General features: G+C 59.4%; 20 protein-coding genes. 12 read left to right on the top strand and 8 right to left on the bottom strand.

Going from position 1 to position 18,291, the window contains the following annotated elements; genetic code table 11:
• Window positions 1-42 precede the first annotated feature (42 nt).
• Both HNR46_RS01175 and recR read left to right on the top strand, forming a co-directional pair.
• Entirely contained in the window at window positions 43-465 is a 423-nt protein-coding gene (locus HNR46_RS01175; RefSeq protein ID WP_184014990.1) for a hypothetical protein, read from the top strand.
• A 7-nt stretch (window positions 466-472) separates the two neighbouring features.
• Window positions 473-1,072 (top strand): recombination mediator RecR, encoded by a 600-nt coding sequence (recR, locus tag HNR46_RS01170; RefSeq protein WP_184014988.1) that lies wholly within the window; start codon window positions 473-475, stop codon window positions 1,070-1,072.
• An 8-nt stretch (window positions 1,073-1,080) separates the two neighbouring features.
• Here recR and HNR46_RS01165 read toward each other — a convergent pair whose 3' ends face one another.
• From HNR46_RS01165 to HNR46_RS20770, 3 genes are read right to left on the bottom strand one after another with little or no spacing between them, the layout of a single operon-like run.
• On the bottom strand, window positions 1,081-1,488 hold the full coding sequence (locus HNR46_RS01165; protein ID WP_184014986.1) for a VanZ family protein: 408 nt from the start codon (window positions 1,486-1,488) through the stop codon (window positions 1,081-1,083).
• The gene (locus HNR46_RS01160) at window positions 1,485-1,757 is read right to left on the bottom strand and encodes a CopG family antitoxin (RefSeq protein ID WP_184014984.1); all 273 of its coding nucleotides are present in this window, start codon (window positions 1,755-1,757) and stop codon (window positions 1,485-1,487) included. The genes HNR46_RS01165 and HNR46_RS01160 overlap by 4 nt, the downstream gene beginning before the upstream one ends.
• A gap of 10 nt (window positions 1,758-1,767) precedes the next feature.
• Window positions 1,768-2,199 (bottom strand): BrnT family toxin, encoded by a 432-nt coding sequence (locus HNR46_RS20770; RefSeq protein ID WP_246417847.1) that lies wholly within the window; start codon window positions 2,197-2,199, stop codon window positions 1,768-1,770.
• Here HNR46_RS20770 and HNR46_RS01150 point away from each other — a divergent pair.
• The gene (locus HNR46_RS01150; protein ID WP_184014982.1) at window positions 2,198-2,905 is read left to right on the top strand and encodes a YebC/PmpR family DNA-binding transcriptional regulator; all 708 of its coding nucleotides are present in this window, start codon (window positions 2,198-2,200) and stop codon (window positions 2,903-2,905) included. The genes HNR46_RS20770 and HNR46_RS01150 overlap by 2 nt on opposite strands.
• Before the next feature lie 84 nt (window positions 2,906-2,989).
• Here HNR46_RS01150 and lipB read toward each other — a convergent pair whose 3' ends face one another.
• From lipB to HNR46_RS01125, 5 genes are read right to left on the bottom strand one after another with little or no spacing between them, the layout of a single operon-like run.
• Window positions 2,990-3,613, bottom strand: a complete 624-nt coding sequence (gene lipB, locus HNR46_RS01145) for a lipoyl(octanoyl) transferase LipB (protein ID WP_184014980.1) — start codon at window positions 3,611-3,613, stop codon at window positions 2,990-2,992.
• Between the two features lie 10 nt (window positions 3,614-3,623).
• Entirely contained in the window at window positions 3,624-4,127 is a 504-nt protein-coding gene (ruvC, locus tag HNR46_RS01140; RefSeq protein ID WP_184014978.1) for a crossover junction endodeoxyribonuclease RuvC, read from the bottom strand.
• 60 nt (window positions 4,128-4,187) lie between these two features.
• Window positions 4,188-5,384 (bottom strand): DEAD/DEAH box helicase, encoded by a 1,197-nt coding sequence (locus HNR46_RS01135; RefSeq protein ID WP_184014976.1) that lies wholly within the window; start codon window positions 5,382-5,384, stop codon window positions 4,188-4,190.
• A 50-nt stretch (window positions 5,385-5,434) separates the two neighbouring features.
• Entirely contained in the window at window positions 5,435-6,259 is an 825-nt protein-coding gene (locus HNR46_RS01130; protein ID WP_184014974.1) for a hypothetical protein, read from the bottom strand.
• Window positions 6,256-6,786, bottom strand: coding sequence for a hypothetical protein (locus tag HNR46_RS01125; RefSeq protein ID WP_184014972.1), 531 nt, complete (start codon window positions 6,784-6,786; stop codon window positions 6,256-6,258). Before HNR46_RS01125 ends, HNR46_RS01130 begins: the two co-directional genes overlap by 4 nt.
• Before the next feature lie 184 nt (window positions 6,787-6,970).
• Here HNR46_RS01125 and HNR46_RS01120 point away from each other — a divergent pair, with 184 nt between their 5' ends.
• The 9 genes from HNR46_RS01120 to HNR46_RS01080 all read left to right on the top strand — a co-directional run bounded on the left by HNR46_RS01120 (window position 6,971) and on the right by HNR46_RS01080 (window position 18,285).
• Window positions 6,971-7,648, top strand: coding sequence for a sigma-70 family RNA polymerase sigma factor (locus tag HNR46_RS01120; RefSeq protein ID WP_184014970.1), 678 nt, complete (start codon window positions 6,971-6,973; stop codon window positions 7,646-7,648).
• Window positions 7,623-10,232, top strand: coding sequence for a bifunctional serine/threonine-protein kinase/formylglycine-generating enzyme family protein (locus tag HNR46_RS01115; RefSeq protein WP_184014968.1), 2,610 nt, complete (start codon window positions 7,623-7,625; stop codon window positions 10,230-10,232). The genes HNR46_RS01120 and HNR46_RS01115 overlap by 26 nt, the downstream gene beginning before the upstream one ends.
• Entirely contained in the window at window positions 10,225-10,635 is a 411-nt protein-coding gene (locus HNR46_RS01110; protein ID WP_184014966.1) for an OsmC family protein, read from the top strand. The genes HNR46_RS01115 and HNR46_RS01110 overlap by 8 nt, the downstream gene beginning before the upstream one ends.
• A gap of 125 nt (window positions 10,636-10,760) precedes the next feature.
• Window positions 10,761-12,524 carry an assimilatory sulfite reductase (NADPH) flavoprotein subunit gene (locus HNR46_RS01105; RefSeq protein ID WP_246417846.1) on the top strand — a complete coding sequence of 588 codons (1,764 nt, stop codon included), beginning with the start codon at window positions 10,761-10,763 and terminating at the stop codon, window positions 12,522-12,524.
• Between the two features lie 36 nt (window positions 12,525-12,560).
• Window positions 12,561-14,282 (top strand): NADPH-dependent assimilatory sulfite reductase hemoprotein subunit, encoded by a 1,722-nt coding sequence (locus tag HNR46_RS01100; protein WP_184014964.1) that lies wholly within the window; start codon window positions 12,561-12,563, stop codon window positions 14,280-14,282.
• Complete coding sequence (locus HNR46_RS01095) at window positions 14,279-14,998, top strand: phosphoadenylyl-sulfate reductase (protein ID WP_184014963.1); 720 nt, start codon at window positions 14,279-14,281, stop codon at window positions 14,996-14,998. Before HNR46_RS01100 ends, HNR46_RS01095 begins: the two co-directional genes overlap by 4 nt.
• A 17-nt stretch (window positions 14,999-15,015) precedes the next feature.
• A complete protein-coding gene (gene cysK, locus HNR46_RS01090; protein ID WP_184014962.1) occupies window positions 15,016-15,975 on the top strand; it encodes a cysteine synthase A in 960 nt (319 codons plus the stop codon).
• 118 nt (window positions 15,976-16,093) lie between these two features.
• On the top strand, window positions 16,094-17,308 hold the full coding sequence (locus tag HNR46_RS01085; RefSeq protein ID WP_184014961.1) for a glycoside hydrolase family 99 protein: 1,215 nt from the start codon (window positions 16,094-16,096) through the stop codon (window positions 17,306-17,308).
• A gap of 62 nt (window positions 17,309-17,370) precedes the next feature.
• Window positions 17,371-18,285, top strand: coding sequence for a histone deacetylase family protein (locus HNR46_RS01080; RefSeq protein ID WP_184014960.1), 915 nt, complete (start codon window positions 17,371-17,373; stop codon window positions 18,283-18,285).
• The last annotated feature ends 6 nt before the right edge of the window (window positions 18,286-18,291 follow it).

Below are 18,291 nucleotides of genomic sequence, written 5' to 3'. Positions count from 1 at the left end.
CTTGAGCCCGAGTCGGGGAGTCACTACGGTCCCGTCGAAGCCATGTCAGAACCCACCTTCAAACCGGATCCTCACCCGGGTGTCGCAGCCAGTGCCATCTCGGTGATGGCGTTGGTGGTGGCCCTGGTGATTCAGGCCATGGGAGTGAGTGGGCAGTGGGACGCTTCGCTGATGGAGCGCTTGAGAGGCTTGGGGCTGGAAGGTGGCTTGGAGCCTTTGATTGCCTGGCAGGCGTGGGCATGGATTTGCGCGGTCTATTTCCTGAGCAGCTGGGCATTGCTGCATGTGCGAGGTACGTGGCGTCGTGGAGTGATTGCGATCTCCACTTTGGTGGTGCATCTCGGCTGGATTCCGGTTTTGGCGTTGTGTGGGCGGGTTCCGTATTTGGTCGCGCCCTTGGTCGGTTTGCTCTGGGTTTTGGTAGGAGCGATGATTTACGCGGCTCGCCACCGCGAACCGAAGTGAGATCAACATGGCTCGTATCGAATACCCGGAAGCGGTCCTCGGACTGATCCAAGAACTCAAGCAGTTGCCAGGTGTTGGTCCCCGAAGTGCCGAGAGGATCGCGATTTGGCTCGTTCAGCACCCTCGGGCGCACCCACAGGCCCTTTCGGCGGCCTTGTTGGGGGCACACGAAACGGTGAGTTCCTGCGCCCGGTGTGGATTTTTTGCGACGCCGGAAGGATGCTCGGTGTGCGCTCATCCGCGCCGCGAGCCGATCCTGTGTGTGGTGGAGCAGGCCACGGACGTCATTTCCATGGAGCGATCCGGAGCGTTTCAGGGTCGCTACCACTGTTTGGGCGGTCGCCTATCTCCGCTGGACAACGTGACTCCAGAGAATCTGCGAATCGGTTCGTTGCTCGAACGCTTGGAGGAGGAGTCGATCGAGGAGGTGATTCTCGCCCTCGGAGCGGATGTGGAGGGGGAGGCGACGGCCAATTATTTGGCGGATTTGTTGAGAGGAAAATGCCAAGTGACCCGATTGGCGCAGGGTCTTCCCGCAGGGGGTGGACTGGAGCACGCGGATGCTCTCACGTTGGCGCGGGCCCTGGAGGGCCGTCGGGGCCTTTGATCCGCGAATCAGGTCGTCGGTGCAGGGACGGAGCGACGGCGAAATATCTTGGGTCTCAGTACCTCGAAAAGCCAAGTGCCGGCGCAGGCGCCGAGGAAGTCGGCCGCGAAGTCGAAGGGGTCATTTCCACTGCGTCCTTCGACGAAGCTTTGATGCAGTTCGTCCAGTCCGCCGACCAAGGCGACGATGCCGACCACGATCCAGAACCGTCGACGAAATGGCCAATCGCCACGGTGCCAGTACACGGCGGAGGCGAGAATGCCGGCTCCTCCGAGGAAAAATCCGAAGTGATAAAATTTGTCGACGTTGACCCAGTCTTGGGGTGCGGGCAGTTCCCGGACGTCGGAGGAAAGCCACCACAGGGTTGCGACCCATATGGCGAATGCTCCGAACCAGAACCGAGGCGAGCGGATCATTGTTTGCGGACCTCTTCTTCAAGCCGCTCCGCCAGCCATTGCTTCATCATCGACTGGTAGTTGAGGAAGCGTGAGCGGGCGATGCGCTTGATTCGCGAGAGCATTCGGGGATCGAAACGCAGAGTGATGGTGGTGGATTCACGGGAGTCGGGCTGGTGAATCGAGCCTGCCATGAGGCGGCCATCCAATTCATTTTCGAGCCAGAAGATTGCTTCTTGCTCTTCGTCCTCGAACTCGGGGATCTGGTTCCAGTGGGTGAGAGTCTTCATCGGGATGGGATCACTTGAATTCGGCGTATTTGCGCTCGTAGAAGCGAAGTTCGCCCTCGCTCATTTCTCGCGCACAGATGACCCGAACCGTTTTGCCGTTGGTCCAAAAGCAAAGGAAAATGCCACGCTCGGCGACCGTTTTGCCGATGGCATAGAAGCGGGTCTCGCCGTCGGCCCGGTCGTCCTCGGGAAGAAAACGGAGCGCGAAGGGGTCCTCCAGCGCTTCCTCGATTTCCCGAGGTTTGATGTGTTTGAGGTCAAAGTTGACGTCGATCAGGTCGAGTTCCATGAGCGTGTGGCCAGAGCAAATCGCGGAATGGGGATCGGGGGAAGCGGAAAGGGCGGGAACCTGATTCGGTTCGTTCATGCATTCTGTCGTTTTTCCACGGTTGCGCTTCCGCGGTCGATCGGTTGAATTGCCCGCCAACACGTCAGAATCCATGGGAAGAGCATTTGAATGCCGCCGCCGGGCCAAGGAAGCACGCTGGGACAAAATGTCGAAGGTGTTTCCGAAATTGTCGAAGTCGATCACGCTCGCCGCCAAAAACGGTGGGCCGGATCCGGATATGAACCCGGCCTTGCGGCTCGCCATCCATACCGCCAAGTCCGAGAATCTTCCGAAGGATAAGATCGATGCGGCGATCAAGCGTGCGACGGGAAACGACGCAGCGAGTTTTGTGGAAATCAGTTACGAGGGCAAAGGCCCTCATGGTTCCCTGTTTTACATCGAGTGCGCAACGGACAACACGAATCGCTCGGTGACCAATCTGAAGACGATCTTCAACAAGAACGGCGGGCAGATGGTGAATAGTGGCCAGCTGGATTTCATGTTCACCCGCAAGGCCGTAGTGGAATTCGAAGCGGAGGGGGTCGAACTCGAAGAGATCGAGCTGGAGTTGATCGATCACGGGTTGGAGGAGCTGGAAGTGGAGGACGGCATCGCTCGAGCGATCGGGGATTACACCTCGTTCGCCAACCTCACCGCCGGCGTGGAAAAGCTCGGGATTTCGCCGAAGAAGGCGGGTTTGGAGAGAATTCCTACGCAGCCGGTTGAGCTGACCGACGCTCAGATGGAGGAAGTGGAGTCGTTGTTGGAAAAAATCGAGGACGACGACGACGTGCAGGTGGTGTTCACGAACATTGGCTGAGCCTGAGCTCCAGCTTTGTTAGAGGCCTGTGTTGGGCTCGGTGCTGCGCCGAGCCCCCTTTTCTCCGGTCGTCATGTCGAGGCCTTACGCCTTGGCGAAGCATTGCTCGAAGCGGGGAGTGTAGGCTTGGGCAAACTCGATCACAGAAACAGGTCGACCTGCTTCATTTTCGACGCAGGTCATGACGACGCCGTCAATGCCACAGGGTGTGATGGCGAAAAACGGGAGGAGGCAATCACGGGTGACGTTGATGGCGAAGCCGTGCATGGAAATCCATTTGGTGACTCCCACGCCAATGGAGGCAAGTTTGCGATTCTCGACCCAGACCCCGGTCATGCCATCGCGCCGGCTCGCTGGAATTCCGAAGTCCTGACAGGTCAGGATCAACGATTCTTCGAGTTTGCGAAGATGTTCGTGGAGGTCCTTGCCTCGTTCTCTGAGATCCAAAATGGGGTAGCCGACCAGCTGTCCGGGGCCATGATAGGTGGCTTGGCCACCGCGATTGATTTCAAAGACGGGAGCTGGAAGGGCTTGTCGGTTTTGGAGTGAGGATTGATCGCGGCGGCGACCAATGGTGTAGACTGGGGTGTGCTCCAGCAGGTGAAGCGTTTCCGGACCGCTCCCTTCGAGGATGGCCGCAGCGCTGGCTTCCTGCAAGGTGAGCCCATCAGGGTAGGGGACAGTCGAGGAATGATGGCAGACTTGCATGGAGGGATGATCAAATCGGTTTCCGGTCGAGCAAGCGGGCTTTGAGGGGATCATTCGCCTGCAGGTGAGCGAGGGCAATCGCCAGGGCGTCGGCGGCATCGTGAGCGGGGGTTTCCGAGAGGCCGAGGAGGGCGCGGATCATGAAGGCCACCTGGGCTTTGTCGGCGCGGCCATTGCCCACGACGGCTTGTTTCACCTTGGTGGGAGCGTATTCGTAGATGGGCAACCCAGCGTCGGCGGCAGCGATCAAAGAAGCTGCGCGGGCAGCTCCCATGGTGATGGCGGTGCGGTGGGATTGGACGTAAATGATGCCTTCGACTGCAACCTCATCGGGCTGGTGGGTTCGAATGACATGAGCAAGGTGGGTCCTGACCGCGGCCAAGGCTGCCGATTGGGCAATCCGCGCGGGGATGGAGATGACCTCGTAGACGATGACGCGGGCGCTCCGGTGATCGCCCTCCAGAACGGCGTATCCCGTATTTCGGATGGCGGGGTCGATGGAGAGAACGCGCACGATCCGGGGCGTGAAGCGGTGAATTCTGAGGCCTGTCCGGTGGACGCGGAGGGGCGAGCCTCAGCGGCGCCGTTTTTTGCCGCCTCCGGCAGGACGCTTTTTCCGCAAAGGTTTGCGGTCATCGTCGAGGAGGGCGGTGTAGATGTATTCGAAGTTCTCGAGCTTGCGGCGTTCGATGGTCTTGTCGATGAAGACCTCGACGGACTTGGCAAAGTCGAGTTCGTCGGCGGTGAGAAGGGTAAAGGCGTCGCCTTCCGTTTCGGCTCGGCCGGTCCGCCCGATACGGTGGACGTAGTCTTCGGCGTTTTCCGGAACTCGGTAGTTGATGACGTGGGAGACACCGGAAATGTCGATCCCGCGGGCGGCCACGTCGGTGGCGACGAGCACCTCGTATTCTCCGGATTTGAATCCAGCGAGCGCTTTCATGCGGTCGGTCTGGTTGATGTCCGAGTGCATCGCCGTGACCTTGGGATGACCGCTGGTCTTGAGAAGCGCACAGACGGAATCGGCTTCCTTGCGGGTGCGGGTGAAGATCATCACCGAGTGGAAGTCGGTTTGATTGAGGAGGGCAAGGAGCAGTTGGTCACGCTGGTCCATCGAGACCGGATAGAAGGCGTGGTTGACGGTGGATGCCACGGCGCGGCGGGCGATTTCGACTTCGACCGGGTCATGGAGGCACCACTGCGCGAAGGTTTGGATCGCCGGCGGCATGGTGGCCGAGAAAAACAAGGTTTGGCGGCCGTCCCATGGGCAAAGATTCACGATTTTCCGCACTTGGGGAAGGAATCCCATGTCGAGCATGCGATCGACTTCATCGAGAATCAGGATCTTCAGTTCCCCGAAGCGCATGGTGGCGCGATAGAAGTGATCGACGAGGCGGCCGGGGGTGGCAACCACCACATCGGCGCCAGCGAGCTGCTCCATCTGAGTGCCATAGCCCACGCCTCCGTAGAGGAGGGCCACTTTGCATCCCGTGTGTTTGCCGTATTTTTCGAACTGCTCGGCGACTTGGTGAGCCAGTTCCCGGGTGGGCTCGAGGACCAGAATCTGTGGTTTTCCAATGGGTTGGATTCTGGAAAGCGCGGGGAGCGCGAAGGCTGCGGTCTTGCCGGTGCCTGTTTGAGAGGCTCCAATCACATCCTTTCCTTCTAGAATGAGAGGAATGGCCTTCGCCTGAATGGGCGTCGGATTTTCGTAGCCGGACTCGACGACGGCTTGGAGAACGGCTTCGGAAAGACCGAGAGTATCAAAACCCATAGGCGGGAGCCGTACTGGGCTCGGGGTGAGCGGTCAAGGGCACTCTCCGCTTATCTCGCGATCGGAGCCAAGGGAGAATGAATGAGCAGGCACTCTTCGAGCATGGGTTGGATTTCCTCGAGGAGCGGATCACCCGCGGCCAGACGAGGACCGAAGCGCAACTGAATGCGCCGCAGGATGCATTCGAGATCGAGGAGAGCATCGGTGTCCGCACGACCGCGGAAGCAGGCAATCAGCCAGGCATGGGGGGAGGGGAGGACCACCGCCTGCATGCCATTTTCGAAGGGGAACTCGCGGGGTGAGGGGGATGGGGATTCCGCAAGGTATTGAGCGAGGCGATCCACGGTGGGAGCCACTCGGCGAGGATGCAGGTGGCGGGTGAGATTGCCGCTTGCGTGGGAGATGAGACTGAAGTGTCGATCGTCGAGCAGGAAAACCTCCTCCAGATGGTAGCGATGACTACGCGTCTCGACGACTTCCTCATAGCTGCGACTCGAGAACAGGGCTTGGAGCCTCCAGCGGAATTTTTGGAACAGGTCGGGCTCCTGAAACGGACCTTGGGTGTGCTGGGCAAGTGCTCGTCGGAAGGCGGTCCTCAAAACGGGTTCCCATTCTTCGCAAGAGAGCGGAGTTGGAGGGTGGGCGGAGCGCATCAATGGAGAGAGGGCTTCCAGAAGATCCTCATCGGTGTAGGGGGCTTCCGGGTCCTCCATCGAAGAAGCGCCGGGTGCTGAGGGTGCCTCCAGGGCGGAGGGATGGGAGGACGGCGTGAGAGGGGGCTCCTCGGCGGATGGGAGGGGGGGCAGCGGGGTGCCGGGAGAGGAAGGGGCAGCAAAGGTTCCCAACGGCAGCGGAGAAAGATCGGCCACACTCATGACGGATCGGGGGGCTGAAGGGCTTCGCAAAGATCGCAGGCGGCCCCTGCCAAGCGGCCGAGGGCATCACGGATTTCCGGGGACCATTGGGGGGACTCGTCGCGAAGGGATTGCAGAGACCGCGCGACTTCGTGTCGAAGGCGATTTTCGCGGATTTCAAGGTAGTGCATGAAACCCTCCTGCCAGCGCTCAAAACCGGGCCGGAGCTCGTCGACGACCGCCTGACGGGCCTCGTCGGAAATCTCGCGGCGCTGGCGAGCCACGGTTTGGATTTGGTGGGCGAGGCGGCGGGTTTCCTCCATTTGACGGAGCCGCTCGGCATCGAACTCATCTTTGAGCTGGGCCAGAGTGGCTGTGACCTCCTGGGCAAGGGCCGACGACGGCTCGGCCTCCAGAGGCATGGGCCGGAGCGTGGCCTCTAGGCGCGCGAGTCTGTGCTCAACTTGGTTGAGCTGACGGCCGACGAGAATCTCTCGGATCCTCTCGACCTGACGAGTGGATGAGGGTTCGGGGGATGACTGTGGCATGGGTGATGCACACGGGGTGGGGGATGAACTCGGAAAGCATGGCGCAAAGAAGCGGGCGGGAAAAGAGGAAGATTCGCGCTTCGCTTCGAACGATGGTCAGGAATGCCAAAGCAATTTTTTGTGAAACAGCGGATTGTTGAAGCGGTGAAAGACAGACCGCCTCTTTCGTGGTAGAGTCGGCCGCATGCCGGACGAGGAGACGGAAGACAAAGAGAGAGACAAGGCCCTGCAGGAAGCTTACGAGCGGACCCGCAAGAGCCTCATCGCCCGGCTCGACAACTGGGAAGACCAGAGGACCTGGGATGAATTTTACCAGACTTACTGGCGCTTGATCTACGCGGTGGCGATCAAATCCGGGCTGCGCCCGGAGGAGGCTCACGACTGTGTGCAAGAGACGATTTTGTCGATTGCCAAGCAGAGTAAGAAGAAGCTCTACGATCCGGAGCAAGGTTCCTTCAAAACTTGGCTGATGAATATGACCCGGTGGCGCATCAATGATCAGTTTAGGAAGCGCAAAAAGGACACTGCCATGGCCGGGGGCGACTGGGATGACGACCGTAAAACGGCCGTGATCGATCGGTTTGAGGACCCCAAGGGAGATCTTCTTGAGCGTCTTTGGGACGTGGAATGGAAAAAAAATGTAGCGGAGGCCGCTTTGTCCCGGGTGAAGGCGAAGGTTTCTCCGAAGCAGTATCAGATTTTTGATTATTACGTGATCCGCCAATGGGACGCCAAGAAGGTTCAAGACCATCTTGGTGTCAGCATGGCTCAAGTGTATCTCGCCAAACACCGCGTTGGAGCGGTATTGAAGCAGGAGCTAGCCCGTTTGGAGGAGAATGCCGACGACGAGACTCCGGCCTGACCCCGTCATTCCTGACCATGAAGTGCTGCGCCGCATTGGCGGGGGCGCTTATGGAGAGGTCTGGCTGGCGCGTGGTGTGACGGGGGCTCTGCGGGCGGTGAAAGTCCTTTGGCGTGAGGACTTTGAGGATGAGCGAGGATTTGAGAGGGAGTTTGAAGGGATTCTGAAATACGAGCCGGTTTCGCGCGACCATCCGGGCCTAGTGAACATTCTTCACGTGGGTCGCAGTGTCGGAGAGCCGGCTTTTTACTACTACGTGATGGAGCTGGGGGACGACGTGGTCTCCGGCGCGGACATCAATCCGATCGAGTATGAAGCACGGACCTTGCGGTCAGACGTGCTGGCGGCGGGAAAGAAGCGCCTCGACACGGCATTTTGTATTGATGCGGGGCAGCGTCTTGCGGAGGCGCTTCAGCATCTTCATGAAAATGGCCTGGCCCACCGGGACGTGAAGCCGGCGAACGTGATTTTCGTCAACAACCGGGCCAAGTTGGCGGACATCGGGTTGGTGGCGGCACGTGGGCAGCGGACTTTTGTGGGCACGGAAGGATTTGTGCCCCCGGAGGGCCCGGGTTCTGCGCAGGCGGACGTCTACTCGCTGGGCAAGGTGCTCTACGAGATGGCCACTGGGAAAGATCGGCTCGACTTTCCCGAGTTGCCGGATGAGTTGCCGACGGGAGCGGAGCGTCGGCAATGGTTGGAGCTCAATCGAATCATTTGCAGCGTCTGCGACCCTCAGATTTCTCGACGGACGATCTCCTCAGCGGGAGAATTGGCGGCGTCCCTATCGGATTTGCGGGCGGGGAAACGTCGGCGTCGGCGGCGTCCTCTGGGTGCATTTTCGGCTTCCGTGTTGTTTGGCGCAGGTCTGACCTGGGCTGGGTGGGAGCTGAGTCATGAATCGGAAATCATGGACCGGTTGGCCGGTGTGACTCCGGTTCCTCCTCCGGTAGAGGCGGAGAAAGTCGCTTTCGTTAAGGTCACGAGCACTCCGGATGAAGCCGCTGTTTACCAACTTTCGGACGATGGGGGGGAGGCGGTATTTTTGGGGCGTACTCCGACGGACGTGATTGAAACTCGGGTGGGAAGAAAGCTCTCGCTGCGGATGGTCAAGGATGGATACCGGCCATACGAACTGGAGGCGGTGGTGCCATTTTCGGCCCGAAATGAGCCTCTGACGATCACGGCTTTGCTGAGCGTCTATTCGCCTCCGATCCGGAACTTGGATTGGATGGATCATTTGGATGAGGAGTTTCGTCCTCTGGGCGAGGGACATGAGAGTTTGTTGCCCGTGGGCCCAGCTGCCTGGGGTCGATTTGTGGAGGCAACGGGCCCCCAGGATGCCGAGATCATTTCTGGTGCGGGTGAGTTGCCTGAAACCGTGGCAGTGTCCCAAGAGGCGGCCCAAGCCTTCTGCGACTGGTATGTCAGCTCCGGGATCAAGGCGGGCTTCCTGAAAGTCGATCACGAGGCGGTCCCGAGGCCGGTGGGTTCCTTTTCCGAAGGATTGATTTCAGCGGAAAACCGGGAAAAAGGCTGGAGGCCATTCCGGCTGCTGGTGCGGACCATTCCGTTCGGGCGTTTGATTGTGCAAACGCATCCCGCGGAGGCCGATATTTACGTCAATGGCATCAACCAAGGGATCGCGAAGACGTCTTTGCTGGTGGATCGCGTGAAGCCGGGAGAGGTCGAGATCCAAGCTCGACTGGAGGGATACAAAACGGAGTCACGAACCATCCATCTGGGACCCAAGGAAACCACGCATCTGGAGATGTCGCTGCAGCGGAACTTGAGTGTGGTTCTCGATCAGGAGTGGGAAAACTCATTGGGGATGAAGTTGATGCCGATGGCCAAGGACTGGATGGCTTCGGCGTGGGAAACACGGTGGGTGGATTTTCGCAGCTATTCGGTGGCGACTCGCGAGCCCATGCCTCCCGAGCCTGAGTGGGCTGACGATCTGCCCGACGGCGAGACTTTGGATCAGCATCCGGTGATCATGGTTTCACGGGAAGAATGTGAAAGCTTCTGTGCTTGGTTGACTCTCAAAGAACGAGCGGAGGATCGCCTGGGCCCGACTTTGGAATATCGGCTCCCTACTGATGCGGAGTGGAGTGAATTGGCGGGAGTGATTGAGCCGTTGGCTTTTTCGCCCGCCAGGCGCGATCAGATGAAGTCGCGGGTCTTCCTCTGGGGGCCGAATTGGCCGCCGCCGGGATTGGTGGGAAACCTCGCGGGGATCGGCGCGGGTTTGCCCAGCAATCGGATCATTCCCGGATATTCTGATGGATTTGTCCATACGGCTCCGGTGGGGGCATTTCCGGCGACGGATGATGGGATCTTCGATCTCTGCGGGAATGTTCAGGAATGGGTGTCCGATTCCTACAGCACGACTGCCTTGGCGATGGAGACAGGTGTGTTGCGAGGGGGCGGATGGCGCAGCTACTTGGAGAAGGATCTCTACATCGGCGCCCGGAACCCGCAGCCCCCGACGGCGAGGGACTCAACCTATGGTTTCCGCGTCGTACTCGCGAAACGCGTTGTTTCATCGGTCAAGAGGTCGGAGACTTCGGCCGAAGATGGTTAGCATTCAACTCGAATATCAGGGCGGCCTTCATTGCGCCGCGGTCCACGGTCCTTCTGGAGCCACTCTCGCCACCGATGCACCGGTCGACAACAACGGCCGTGGCGAGTCGTTTTCACCCACCGATCTCGTAGCGACAGCTCTGGGGTCATGCATGCTCACCATCATGGGCATCGTGGCTCAGCGAAAGGAACTGCCGATGGAGGGTGCCAAAGTGAACGTCCGCAAGTTCATGTCCGCCGACACGCCGCGGCGAATTGTGAAGCTTGAAGTCGATTTGGACATTCCTCTCCCAGCGGATCACGCGGAGCGCCCGATGCTTGAAGCCGCAGGCAAGGGATGCCCGGTTTTTCATAGCATCCACCCCGATATTGAAGTCGTGATGCATTGGAATTGGGTCGGCTAAGCCGTCCCGACCTCTTGATTTTTCGCATTTTCACTTGCGCCACCAAGCAGGGAATGCACAGTCCCTGCACCTAAACATTAGAAAACAAAGCAAAACACTAAGGTATGCTTCCGGCTCACGCTCCCTTGAATTCCGACCAGCGCAGTCGCTTTGATGCGCTATTGGCCGAACTGTCGACGGACCAGCAATCGTGGCTGGGCGGATGGCTGACTGCTCGCACGGGCGGGGGCCCTGCCTTGGCGGCGCCAGCGACTGCTGGAGCGGCTGTATCGGTTCCTTTGACGATTCTTTATGGAACGGAGTCGGGTAACTCCGAAGAGCTCGCCGCGCGCACGGCTAAGTCGGCGAAGAGCCGGGGATTCAAACCCACGGTCAAGAACATGGCCGATCTTTCGCCGGCCGATTTGGCCAAGTCGGAGCGATTGGTGGTGATTGTCAGCACCTGGGGTGACGGGGAGCCACCGGAAACCGCAACGTCGTTTTATAAGGGGCTGATGTCGGAGGATGTCGATCTCTCCAAGGTATCTTTCTCGGTGTGCGCGCTAGGGGATACTTCCTATGAGCAGTTCTGCAAGACGGGCAAAGATGTCGATGCCCGTTTGGCCACGTTGGGTGGCAAACGCGTCGCGGAGCGTCGGGATTGCGATGTCGATTACGAAGATTCTTACCAGGAGTGGGTCGAGGCCGCTTTCACGGCTCTGGCACCGGCGGCGGTGGCAGCGGTGAGCGAAATTTCGCCGGTGGTGGCGCCGGTTGGTTCGACATTCGGAAAGAAGAATCCGTTCCCTGCCGAGTTGCTCGACAAGGTGCTTTTGAATGGCCGGGGGTCCGCCAAGGAAACCTGGCACTATGAACTCTCCCTGGAAGGTTCCGGGCTGACTTACGAACCTGGCGACGCCCTGGCAGTGCTGCCGGTGAATGCTCCCGACGTCGTGGAGGATATTTTGCGGGCGGCTCGCCTTAGTGGCTCAGAATCGGTGACACCGAAAGGGGGCCAAGCCAAGCCGCTGGCGGAAGCCCTGCGTGAAGACTTTGAGATCACGACTCTATCCAAAGCCGTGCTCAAGAAACTTGCCGAAGTGGCACCCGCCTCGGAGTCGCTCGCCGCGTTGCTTGCGGATGAGGGCAAGGAGGAGTTGAGGGAGTATCTATGGGGCCGATGGATCGCCGATGCGATTCGTCAATTTGCTCCGGACGGATTGTCGGCTGAAGCGCTGACTGGGGTGATGCGGAAACTGCCACCTCGGCTCTATTCGATTGCTTCCAGCCCCTTGGAGCATCCAGGAGAAGTCCATCTGACGGTCGCTTCGGTGCGATACGATGCCCACGGTGCTCCGCGCAAGGGTGTGGCTTCGACCTATCTTGCCGATCTCGTTGAGAATGGCGATTCAGTTCCTGTGTTCACCCAGCCGAACAAGAATTTCCGGCTGCCGACGGAGGGTGACACCCCGATCATCATGGTGGGTCCGGGCACGGGCATCGCTCCCTTCCGGTCCTTCGTTGAGCACCGTGCTGCCAGCGGAGCGTCCGGCAAAAACTGGCTCATCTTTGGTGACCAACGGTATCAATTCGATTTCCTCTATCAGCTGGAATGGCAGGATCACCTCAAGAATGGTTCTTTGCACAAGCTGGACGTTGCCTTTTCCCGCGACCAACCCGAAAAGGTCTATGTTCAGGACCGCATCCGTCAACGGGCCGCCGAGTTGTTTGCCTGGCTGGAAGAAGGAGCCCATTTCTATGTCTGCGGTGACGCCTCGCGCATGGCGCATGATGTCCACGAGGCTCTCATCGATGTGGTGACCACGGCAGGCGGTCGCAAGCGTGAGGAAGCCGAGGCCTACCTGGAGGACCTGAAGAAGTCCAAGCGCTATCAGCGCGACGTTTACTAACTGTTGATTCCATTTCATCCCCAACCGTTCATTTCCATGTCCGACAAACCACTTTCCGCCAACGAGGGTATCAAGACGCGCTCGAACTATCTGCGCGGCCAAATTGTCGACGACCTCGCCGACCTTTCGACGGGTGCCGTGACGGAGGATAGCAATCAGCTCCTCAAGTTCCACGGAACCTACATGCAGGATGATCGTGATCTGCGTCCAGATCGCCGCAAGCACAAGCTCGATAAGGCCTATTCGTTCATGCTGCGCATCCGCTTGGCGGGTGGTGTGGCCTCGACCCAGCAGTGGTTGGAAACGGATCGTCTGGCCGACGACTATGCCAATGGCACGATCAAACTGACCACGCGCCAGGCGTTCCAGTTGCACGGCATCATCAAGACGAATCTGAAGCGCACGATTGCCGAAATCAATCATGCCGCCATGGATACGATCGCGGCCTGCGGCGATGTGAACCGCAACGTGATGTGCAATCCGAATCCCCATCTCAGTTCGGTTCACGAAGAGGTTCAGCGCGATGCGCAGGCGATCTCCGATCACCTCACTCCGCAGACGGGTGCTTACCACGAAATTTGGCTCGATGGGGAGAAGGTGGAGAGCTCTGAAGAAGAGGTCGAGCCGATCTACGGGAAGACTTATCTTCCTCGGAAGTTCAAGATCACCATTGCTGTGCCTCCGTCCAATGACGTGGATCTCTATGCCAATGACCTCTCGTTCATCGCGATTGTCGAAGATGGGAAACTGGTGGGCTACAACGTGGCCGTTGGCGGTGGTCTGGGCATGACCCATGGCAACGAGGCGACCTATCCGCGCTTGGCCGATGTGATCGGCTATTGCTCGGTGGATCAGGTCGTCGACGTCGCCGAGAAAGTGGTGATGGTGCAGCGGGATTTCGGGGACCGGACCGACCGCAAGCATGCGCGCTTGAAATACACCATTCAAGACCGTGGCGTGGACTGGTTTAAGGCCGAACTCCATCGTTACCTGGGATACGACCTTGATGAGGTGAAGCCCTTTGAATTCACGGACAACGGCGATCGCTTTGGCTGGACGACTGATGAGCGCGGTGTCCACCACTACACCTTGTTTGTGCAAGGAGGCCGCGTCATCGACACGCCGGGATATCCGATGCGGACAGGACTGCGGGAGATTGCCAAGGTGCACCAAGGGGACATTCGCCTGACCGCAAACCAGAACCTGATCATCGCGAGCGTGACGGATGAACGTCGGCCCGAGATTGAGGCGCTGTTGGAGAAGTTTGGCATGAGCCGTAGCCACGAGCGCAGCGCCATGCGCCTGGCTTCAATCGCCTGTGTGGCGTTGCCCACCTGCAGCCTCGCGCTGGCAGAGGCGGAGCGCTATCTTCCTGATGTCCTCACCTTGTTGGAGGAGGAGTTGGAGAAGTTTGGCTTGCGGCATGATGCCATCACCATCCGGATGACCGGATGCCCGAATGGTTGCGGACGTCCGTTCATTTCGGAGATCGGCTTCGTGGGGCGTGGTCCGGATCGCTACAACTTGTATCTTGGGGGCGGCCACGCTGGCCAACGTCTTAACAAGCTTTACCGTCAGGATCTGCCTGCGGCCAAGATCATCGAAACGCTTTCTCCGATTCTGGAGCGATATGCCAAGGAGCGCGAAGATGGGGAAAAGTTTGGGGATTTTGTGATTCGTGCTGGATACGTCATCGCTACCGAACAGGGCGCGGATTTTCACGCCAATATCAAGCCGGAGGCCCTTGAAACTGCATGAGGACGCGATCGATGACGGGGGAAGAATTGAGCGCCGAGCTCGAACCGCTGTCTGCGGGAGATCGGCTGCGTCTGCTTTCCGAGGTGTTCGGTGATCGCCTCGTGGCATCCACCAGCTTTGGGCTTCAGTCGGCAGTGATGCTGGATCTGATCGCCCAGCACGCTCCGGAATTGCCGGTGATTTTCATCGATACAGGTTATCTTTTTCCCGAGACCTATCAGTATGCGGAAGAGCTGGTGAATCGTTTTGGCACCGACCTGAGGGTGTACCAACCGCGGCTTAGTTCGGCGCGTATGGAGGCGCTGCATGGCCAGCTGTGGGAGCAAGGCAAGGAGGGTCTGGATCGCTATGGAATTCTGACGAAGGTCGAGCCCATGGACCGGGCGCTCAAGGAATTGAATGCCCATGCATGGATCAGTGGTCTGCGGCGCTCCCATTCCAGCACCCGAGCCGAGCGGCCTTTTGCGGAAAAGCAGAACCGGATGACGAAAGTGTATCCGATTCTCGATTGGGTCGATGCCCGAGTGTCCGCCTACATGCATGACCGTGGCTTGCCGCCTCATCCACTGGCAGCGCAAGGTTACGCGACGATGGGAGATTGGCACAGCACCGCTCCTGCCGTGAATGGCCTCGATGCGGAAGCCAGCCGCTTCAATGGTCAGAAGTATGAATGCGGTCTTCACCTCGACTCGGGACAGACCGATTTCCAGATTTAACCCAACACTCGAAAACTATGCCCATCGCAGAGAACATGGTTGCCACGGTTGGCAACACCCCGCTTATCCGATTGAACAAGCTCACCGCGGGCCTTGATGCCGAGGTGTGCGTGAAGGCCGAGTTCTTCAACCCGCTATTCAGCGTGAAGGACCGGATCGGCAAGGCCATGATTGAGGCCGCTGAGAAGGATGGAACTCTCCAGCCTGGCGGATTGATCATTGAGCCGACCTCGGGAAACACCGGCATTGCCCTTGCCTTTGTCGCCCGTGCCAAAGGCTACCGCTGCATCCTGACCATGCCCGAAAGCATGTCGATCGAGCGGCGGGTTCTCCTGCGTCTTTTGGGCGCCGAGATTGTGCTCACTCCTCGCGCCAAAGGAATGGGCGGTGCGATCGCCAAGGCTAAGGAGTTGGTGGAGCAGAATCCTGGGTCATTTGGTCCGGGGCAATTTGACAACCCGGCCAATCCGCAGGTCCACCGTGAAACGACCGCCGAGGAGATCTGGCGGGATACGGACGGAAAGATCGATGCCTTCGTTTCTGGCGTGGGTACCGGTGGCACCATCACTGGTGTTGGTGAGGTGCTGAAATCGCGCACGGATCTGAAGGTGTTTGCGGTCGAGCCGACGGCGAGCCCGGTGATTTCGGGAGGCGCTCCGGGGCCTCATATGATTCAGGGCATCGGCGCGGGATTCATCCCGGGCAACCTCAACGTGGATATCATCGACGAAGTCATTCAGGTGACCAATGAGGACGCCCTCGCCACGGCCCAGGCGCTGGCTCAGGAAGAAGGATTGCCAGCAGGGATCTCTACGGGTGCCAATGTGTGGGCCGCCATTCAGCTCGCCAAGCGGCCGGAATTCGCGGGCAAGCGGATCGTCACTGTGGGTTGCTCATCGACGGAGCGTTACCTGTCGACCTTGCTTGCGGAAAAGGTTCGTGAAGAGGTCACGAACCTCCCGGTTGCTGAGGCTTGAGGCTACCGTGCGGGTCCCCAGGGGCTTTCAGCCCGGTCGTTCGCGGCCGGGCTTTTTGCGTTCCTCATCCCCGCTTCGCGAGGGAAAGTCGGGAGCGGGAGGTGACGTAGGAAGGGGGATGGCTCGCTCGTTCTGGTTTCTCGTTTTTCTCGTCGGCATCGCGTGGGCGGACGAATGGGAGGGCAAGGTGTTTTGTGGGTATCAGGGGTGGTTTCGCTGCGAGGGGGATGGAGGAAAGGTCGGGTGGAGGCACTACGGCGGCCCGAATGGACCGACTCCCGAGCAGCTGGGCATTGAGATTTGGCCGGCAGTGGATGAGTTGCCTGCGAGCTTGCGTCGGCCCACGCCTTTTCGGCATCGGGACGGAAAGGTGGCGGAGGTCTTCAGTTCGTTGGACCCGGAGGTGACTCGGCTGCATTTCCGGTGGATGCGGGAGTATGGGGTGGATGCGGCGTTTCTGCAGCGCTTCGCGACCGAAACGCGGGACCCGGTCATGCGGCGGACTTTGGATCAGGTGCTGACCCAGGTCGACTCCGCGGCGACGGCAGAGGGGCGTCAGTGGGCTCTGATGTATGATACAAGTGGTTTGCCATCGGGCCCGATGGAGGTGTTGAAGTCGGACTTGGCCCGGTTGCTGGAAACCTCGAAGTGGGATCCTCACGGGGAGAGCTACCTCAAGATCGGGGGGAAGCCGGTGGTGGCGACCTGGGGGATCGGCTTTGGCGATCGGCAGACCGACTTTGCCGAATGGCAGAACTGGGTGGATCATCTCCACGATAAGGGTTTTGCGGTGATGCTGGGAGTCCCTTATTACTGGCGAACTTTGGATCGCGATGCGGTCGGAGATGCCCGGCTGCATGAGGTGCTGGCCCGTGCGGATGTGATCAGCCCGTGGGCGGTGGGACGCTTGGGGACTCCCGACGACGCAGAGCGGCTAGGGCGTGAGGTGGTGGCGAAGGATGTTGCGTGGTGTCGGGAGAAAGGCGTGCGGTATCTGCCGGTGTTGTTTCCGGGCTTCAGTTGGCATCATTTGATGAGATCTCGCGGTCAGAAGGCCGAGTTCGATGCGATTCCACGGCTTGGGGGACGATTTCTTTGGTCGCAGGCAGTCGCGGCGAAAAAGGCCGGCAGCGATGCCGTCTATCTCGCCATGTTCGATGAAATGGATGAAGGCACTGCTCTGATGAAGTTCGATCCCGATCCACCGTTGGGAGCTCCGTTTTTGGAAGAAGGGGGTGTTCCGAAGGATCGGTACTTGCGGGTAGCGGGTGCGATTGGCGGCTGGTTGAGAAACGAACGGAGCGAAGAGTGGCCGAGCTTTCCGGACCGTTGAAGCTCTGCGTGGGAAAATCATTGGGCAAGGCCGGTGGCCTGTGATTGCTTGGGGCTGCCGCAATGCGCTGCTTTTACTCCCAGAACCTTGAGCTTGGCTTGCCGGCCGGACACCCGTTCCAGGTCGAGAAGTTCCGTGTATCCAAAGACATGCTGTTGGAGGGGGGGGTCTTGCGTGCCGAGGAGATCGTGGAGGTGGGGCTGGCCGATAGCCACCTGCTGATGCGGGTTCACGACACGAGCTATCTTGAGCGGATCTATCGCGGGCAGCTCGACATGAAAGAGCAGATCCGCCTCGGACTGCCGGCGACTCCGATGCTGTATCAACGCAGCGTGACGGAAGTGGAGGCCACGCGTCTGGCGTGCCACGCGGCGCTGGAGGAAGGGGTGGCCGTCGCCTTGGCGGGTGGATCCCACCATGCGTTTCGGGATCATGGGGAGGGCTTCAGTGTGTTCAATGATGTGGCGATTGCGGTGGCCGACTTGCAGGCCAAGCGTCCTGGGATCCGAATCATGATCGTCGATACCGACGCCCAAGCCGGGAATGGGACGGCATCCCTGCTGCGGGATGACCCGCGGGTCTTCACGTATTCGATTCACGTCGGTCCCGGTCGCCGGGAAACCCTGAGTGCGGGATCGATGGATGTGGAGACGGTGCGCTACGTGGAGGGCACGATGTATCTGCGGCAGCTGTTCAGCAGTCTGGCGGCGGCCTTGGACACTTTTGCTCCTGATTTGGTGATTTGGGTGGCAGGGGCGGACAATCACAGCGACGACCGCTTCGGACAGATGTATCTCACGCTGGAAGACATGAAGCGGCGCGATGAGGTTCTATTGGGCGCTTTGATCCGCAACCGCATCCCGGTGGCTGTGCTTTACGGAGAAGGCACCAACCGGGAGTCGCTGTTCACGGCGCAGCTTCACCGCAACACGGTGGAGACGGCAAAACGCCTTTCGGATGCCTTGCGCGGACACTGATTTCAT

Source organism: Haloferula luteola, from assembly GCF_014201715.1.
Taxonomy (GTDB): Bacteria; Verrucomicrobiota; Verrucomicrobiia; order Verrucomicrobiales; family Akkermansiaceae; genus Haloferula; species Haloferula luteola.
The sequence above is the reverse complement of the archived record's forward strand: the minus strand, read 5'-3'. Positions and strand labels throughout refer to the sequence as shown.

Excerpts from the sequence above, each read along its gene's own strand:
- HNR46_RS01175 (WP_184014990.1), top strand. The coding sequence starts at position 43 with ATGTCAGAACCCACCTTCAAACCGGATCCTCACCCGGGTGTCGCAGCC.
- recR (WP_184014988.1), top strand. The coding sequence starts at position 473 with ATGGCTCGTATCGAATACCCGGAAGCGGTCCTCGGACTGATCCAAGAA.
- HNR46_RS01165 (WP_184014986.1), bottom strand. The coding sequence starts at position 1,488 with ATGATCCGCTCGCCTCGGTTCTGGTTCGGAGCATTCGCCATATGGGTC.
- HNR46_RS01160 (WP_184014984.1), bottom strand. The coding sequence starts at position 1,757 with ATGAAGACTCTCACCCACTGGAACCAGATCCCCGAGTTCGAGGACGAA.
- HNR46_RS01150 (WP_184014982.1), top strand. The coding sequence starts at position 2,198 with ATGGGAAGAGCATTTGAATGCCGCCGCCGGGCCAAGGAAGCACGCTGG.
- HNR46_RS20770 (WP_246417847.1), bottom strand. The coding sequence starts at position 2,199 with ATGGATTCTGACGTGTTGGCGGGCAATTCAACCGATCGACCGCGGAAG.
- lipB (WP_184014980.1), bottom strand. The coding sequence starts at position 3,613 with ATGCAAGTCTGCCATCATTCCTCGACTGTCCCCTACCCTGATGGGCTC.
- HNR46_RS01135 (WP_184014976.1), bottom strand. The coding sequence starts at position 5,384 with ATGGGTTTTGATACTCTCGGTCTTTCCGAAGCCGTTCTCCAAGCCGTC.
- HNR46_RS01130 (WP_184014974.1), bottom strand. The coding sequence starts at position 6,259 with ATGAGTGTGGCCGATCTTTCTCCGCTGCCGTTGGGAACCTTTGCTGCC.
- HNR46_RS01125 (WP_184014972.1), bottom strand. The coding sequence starts at position 6,786 with ATGCCACAGTCATCCCCCGAACCCTCATCCACTCGTCAGGTCGAGAGG.
- HNR46_RS01120 (WP_184014970.1), top strand. The coding sequence starts at position 6,971 with ATGCCGGACGAGGAGACGGAAGACAAAGAGAGAGACAAGGCCCTGCAG.
- HNR46_RS01115 (WP_184014968.1), top strand. The coding sequence starts at position 7,623 with ATGCCGACGACGAGACTCCGGCCTGACCCCGTCATTCCTGACCATGAA.
- HNR46_RS01110 (WP_184014966.1), top strand. The coding sequence starts at position 10,225 with ATGGTTAGCATTCAACTCGAATATCAGGGCGGCCTTCATTGCGCCGCG.
- HNR46_RS01100 (WP_184014964.1), top strand. The coding sequence starts at position 12,561 with ATGTCCGACAAACCACTTTCCGCCAACGAGGGTATCAAGACGCGCTCG.
- HNR46_RS01095 (WP_184014963.1), top strand. The coding sequence starts at position 14,279 with ATGAGGACGCGATCGATGACGGGGGAAGAATTGAGCGCCGAGCTCGAA.
- cysK (WP_184014962.1), top strand. The coding sequence starts at position 15,016 with ATGCCCATCGCAGAGAACATGGTTGCCACGGTTGGCAACACCCCGCTT.
- HNR46_RS01085 (WP_184014961.1), top strand. The coding sequence starts at position 16,094 with ATGGCTCGCTCGTTCTGGTTTCTCGTTTTTCTCGTCGGCATCGCGTGG.
- HNR46_RS01080 (WP_184014960.1), top strand. The coding sequence starts at position 17,371 with ATGCGCTGCTTTTACTCCCAGAACCTTGAGCTTGGCTTGCCGGCCGGA.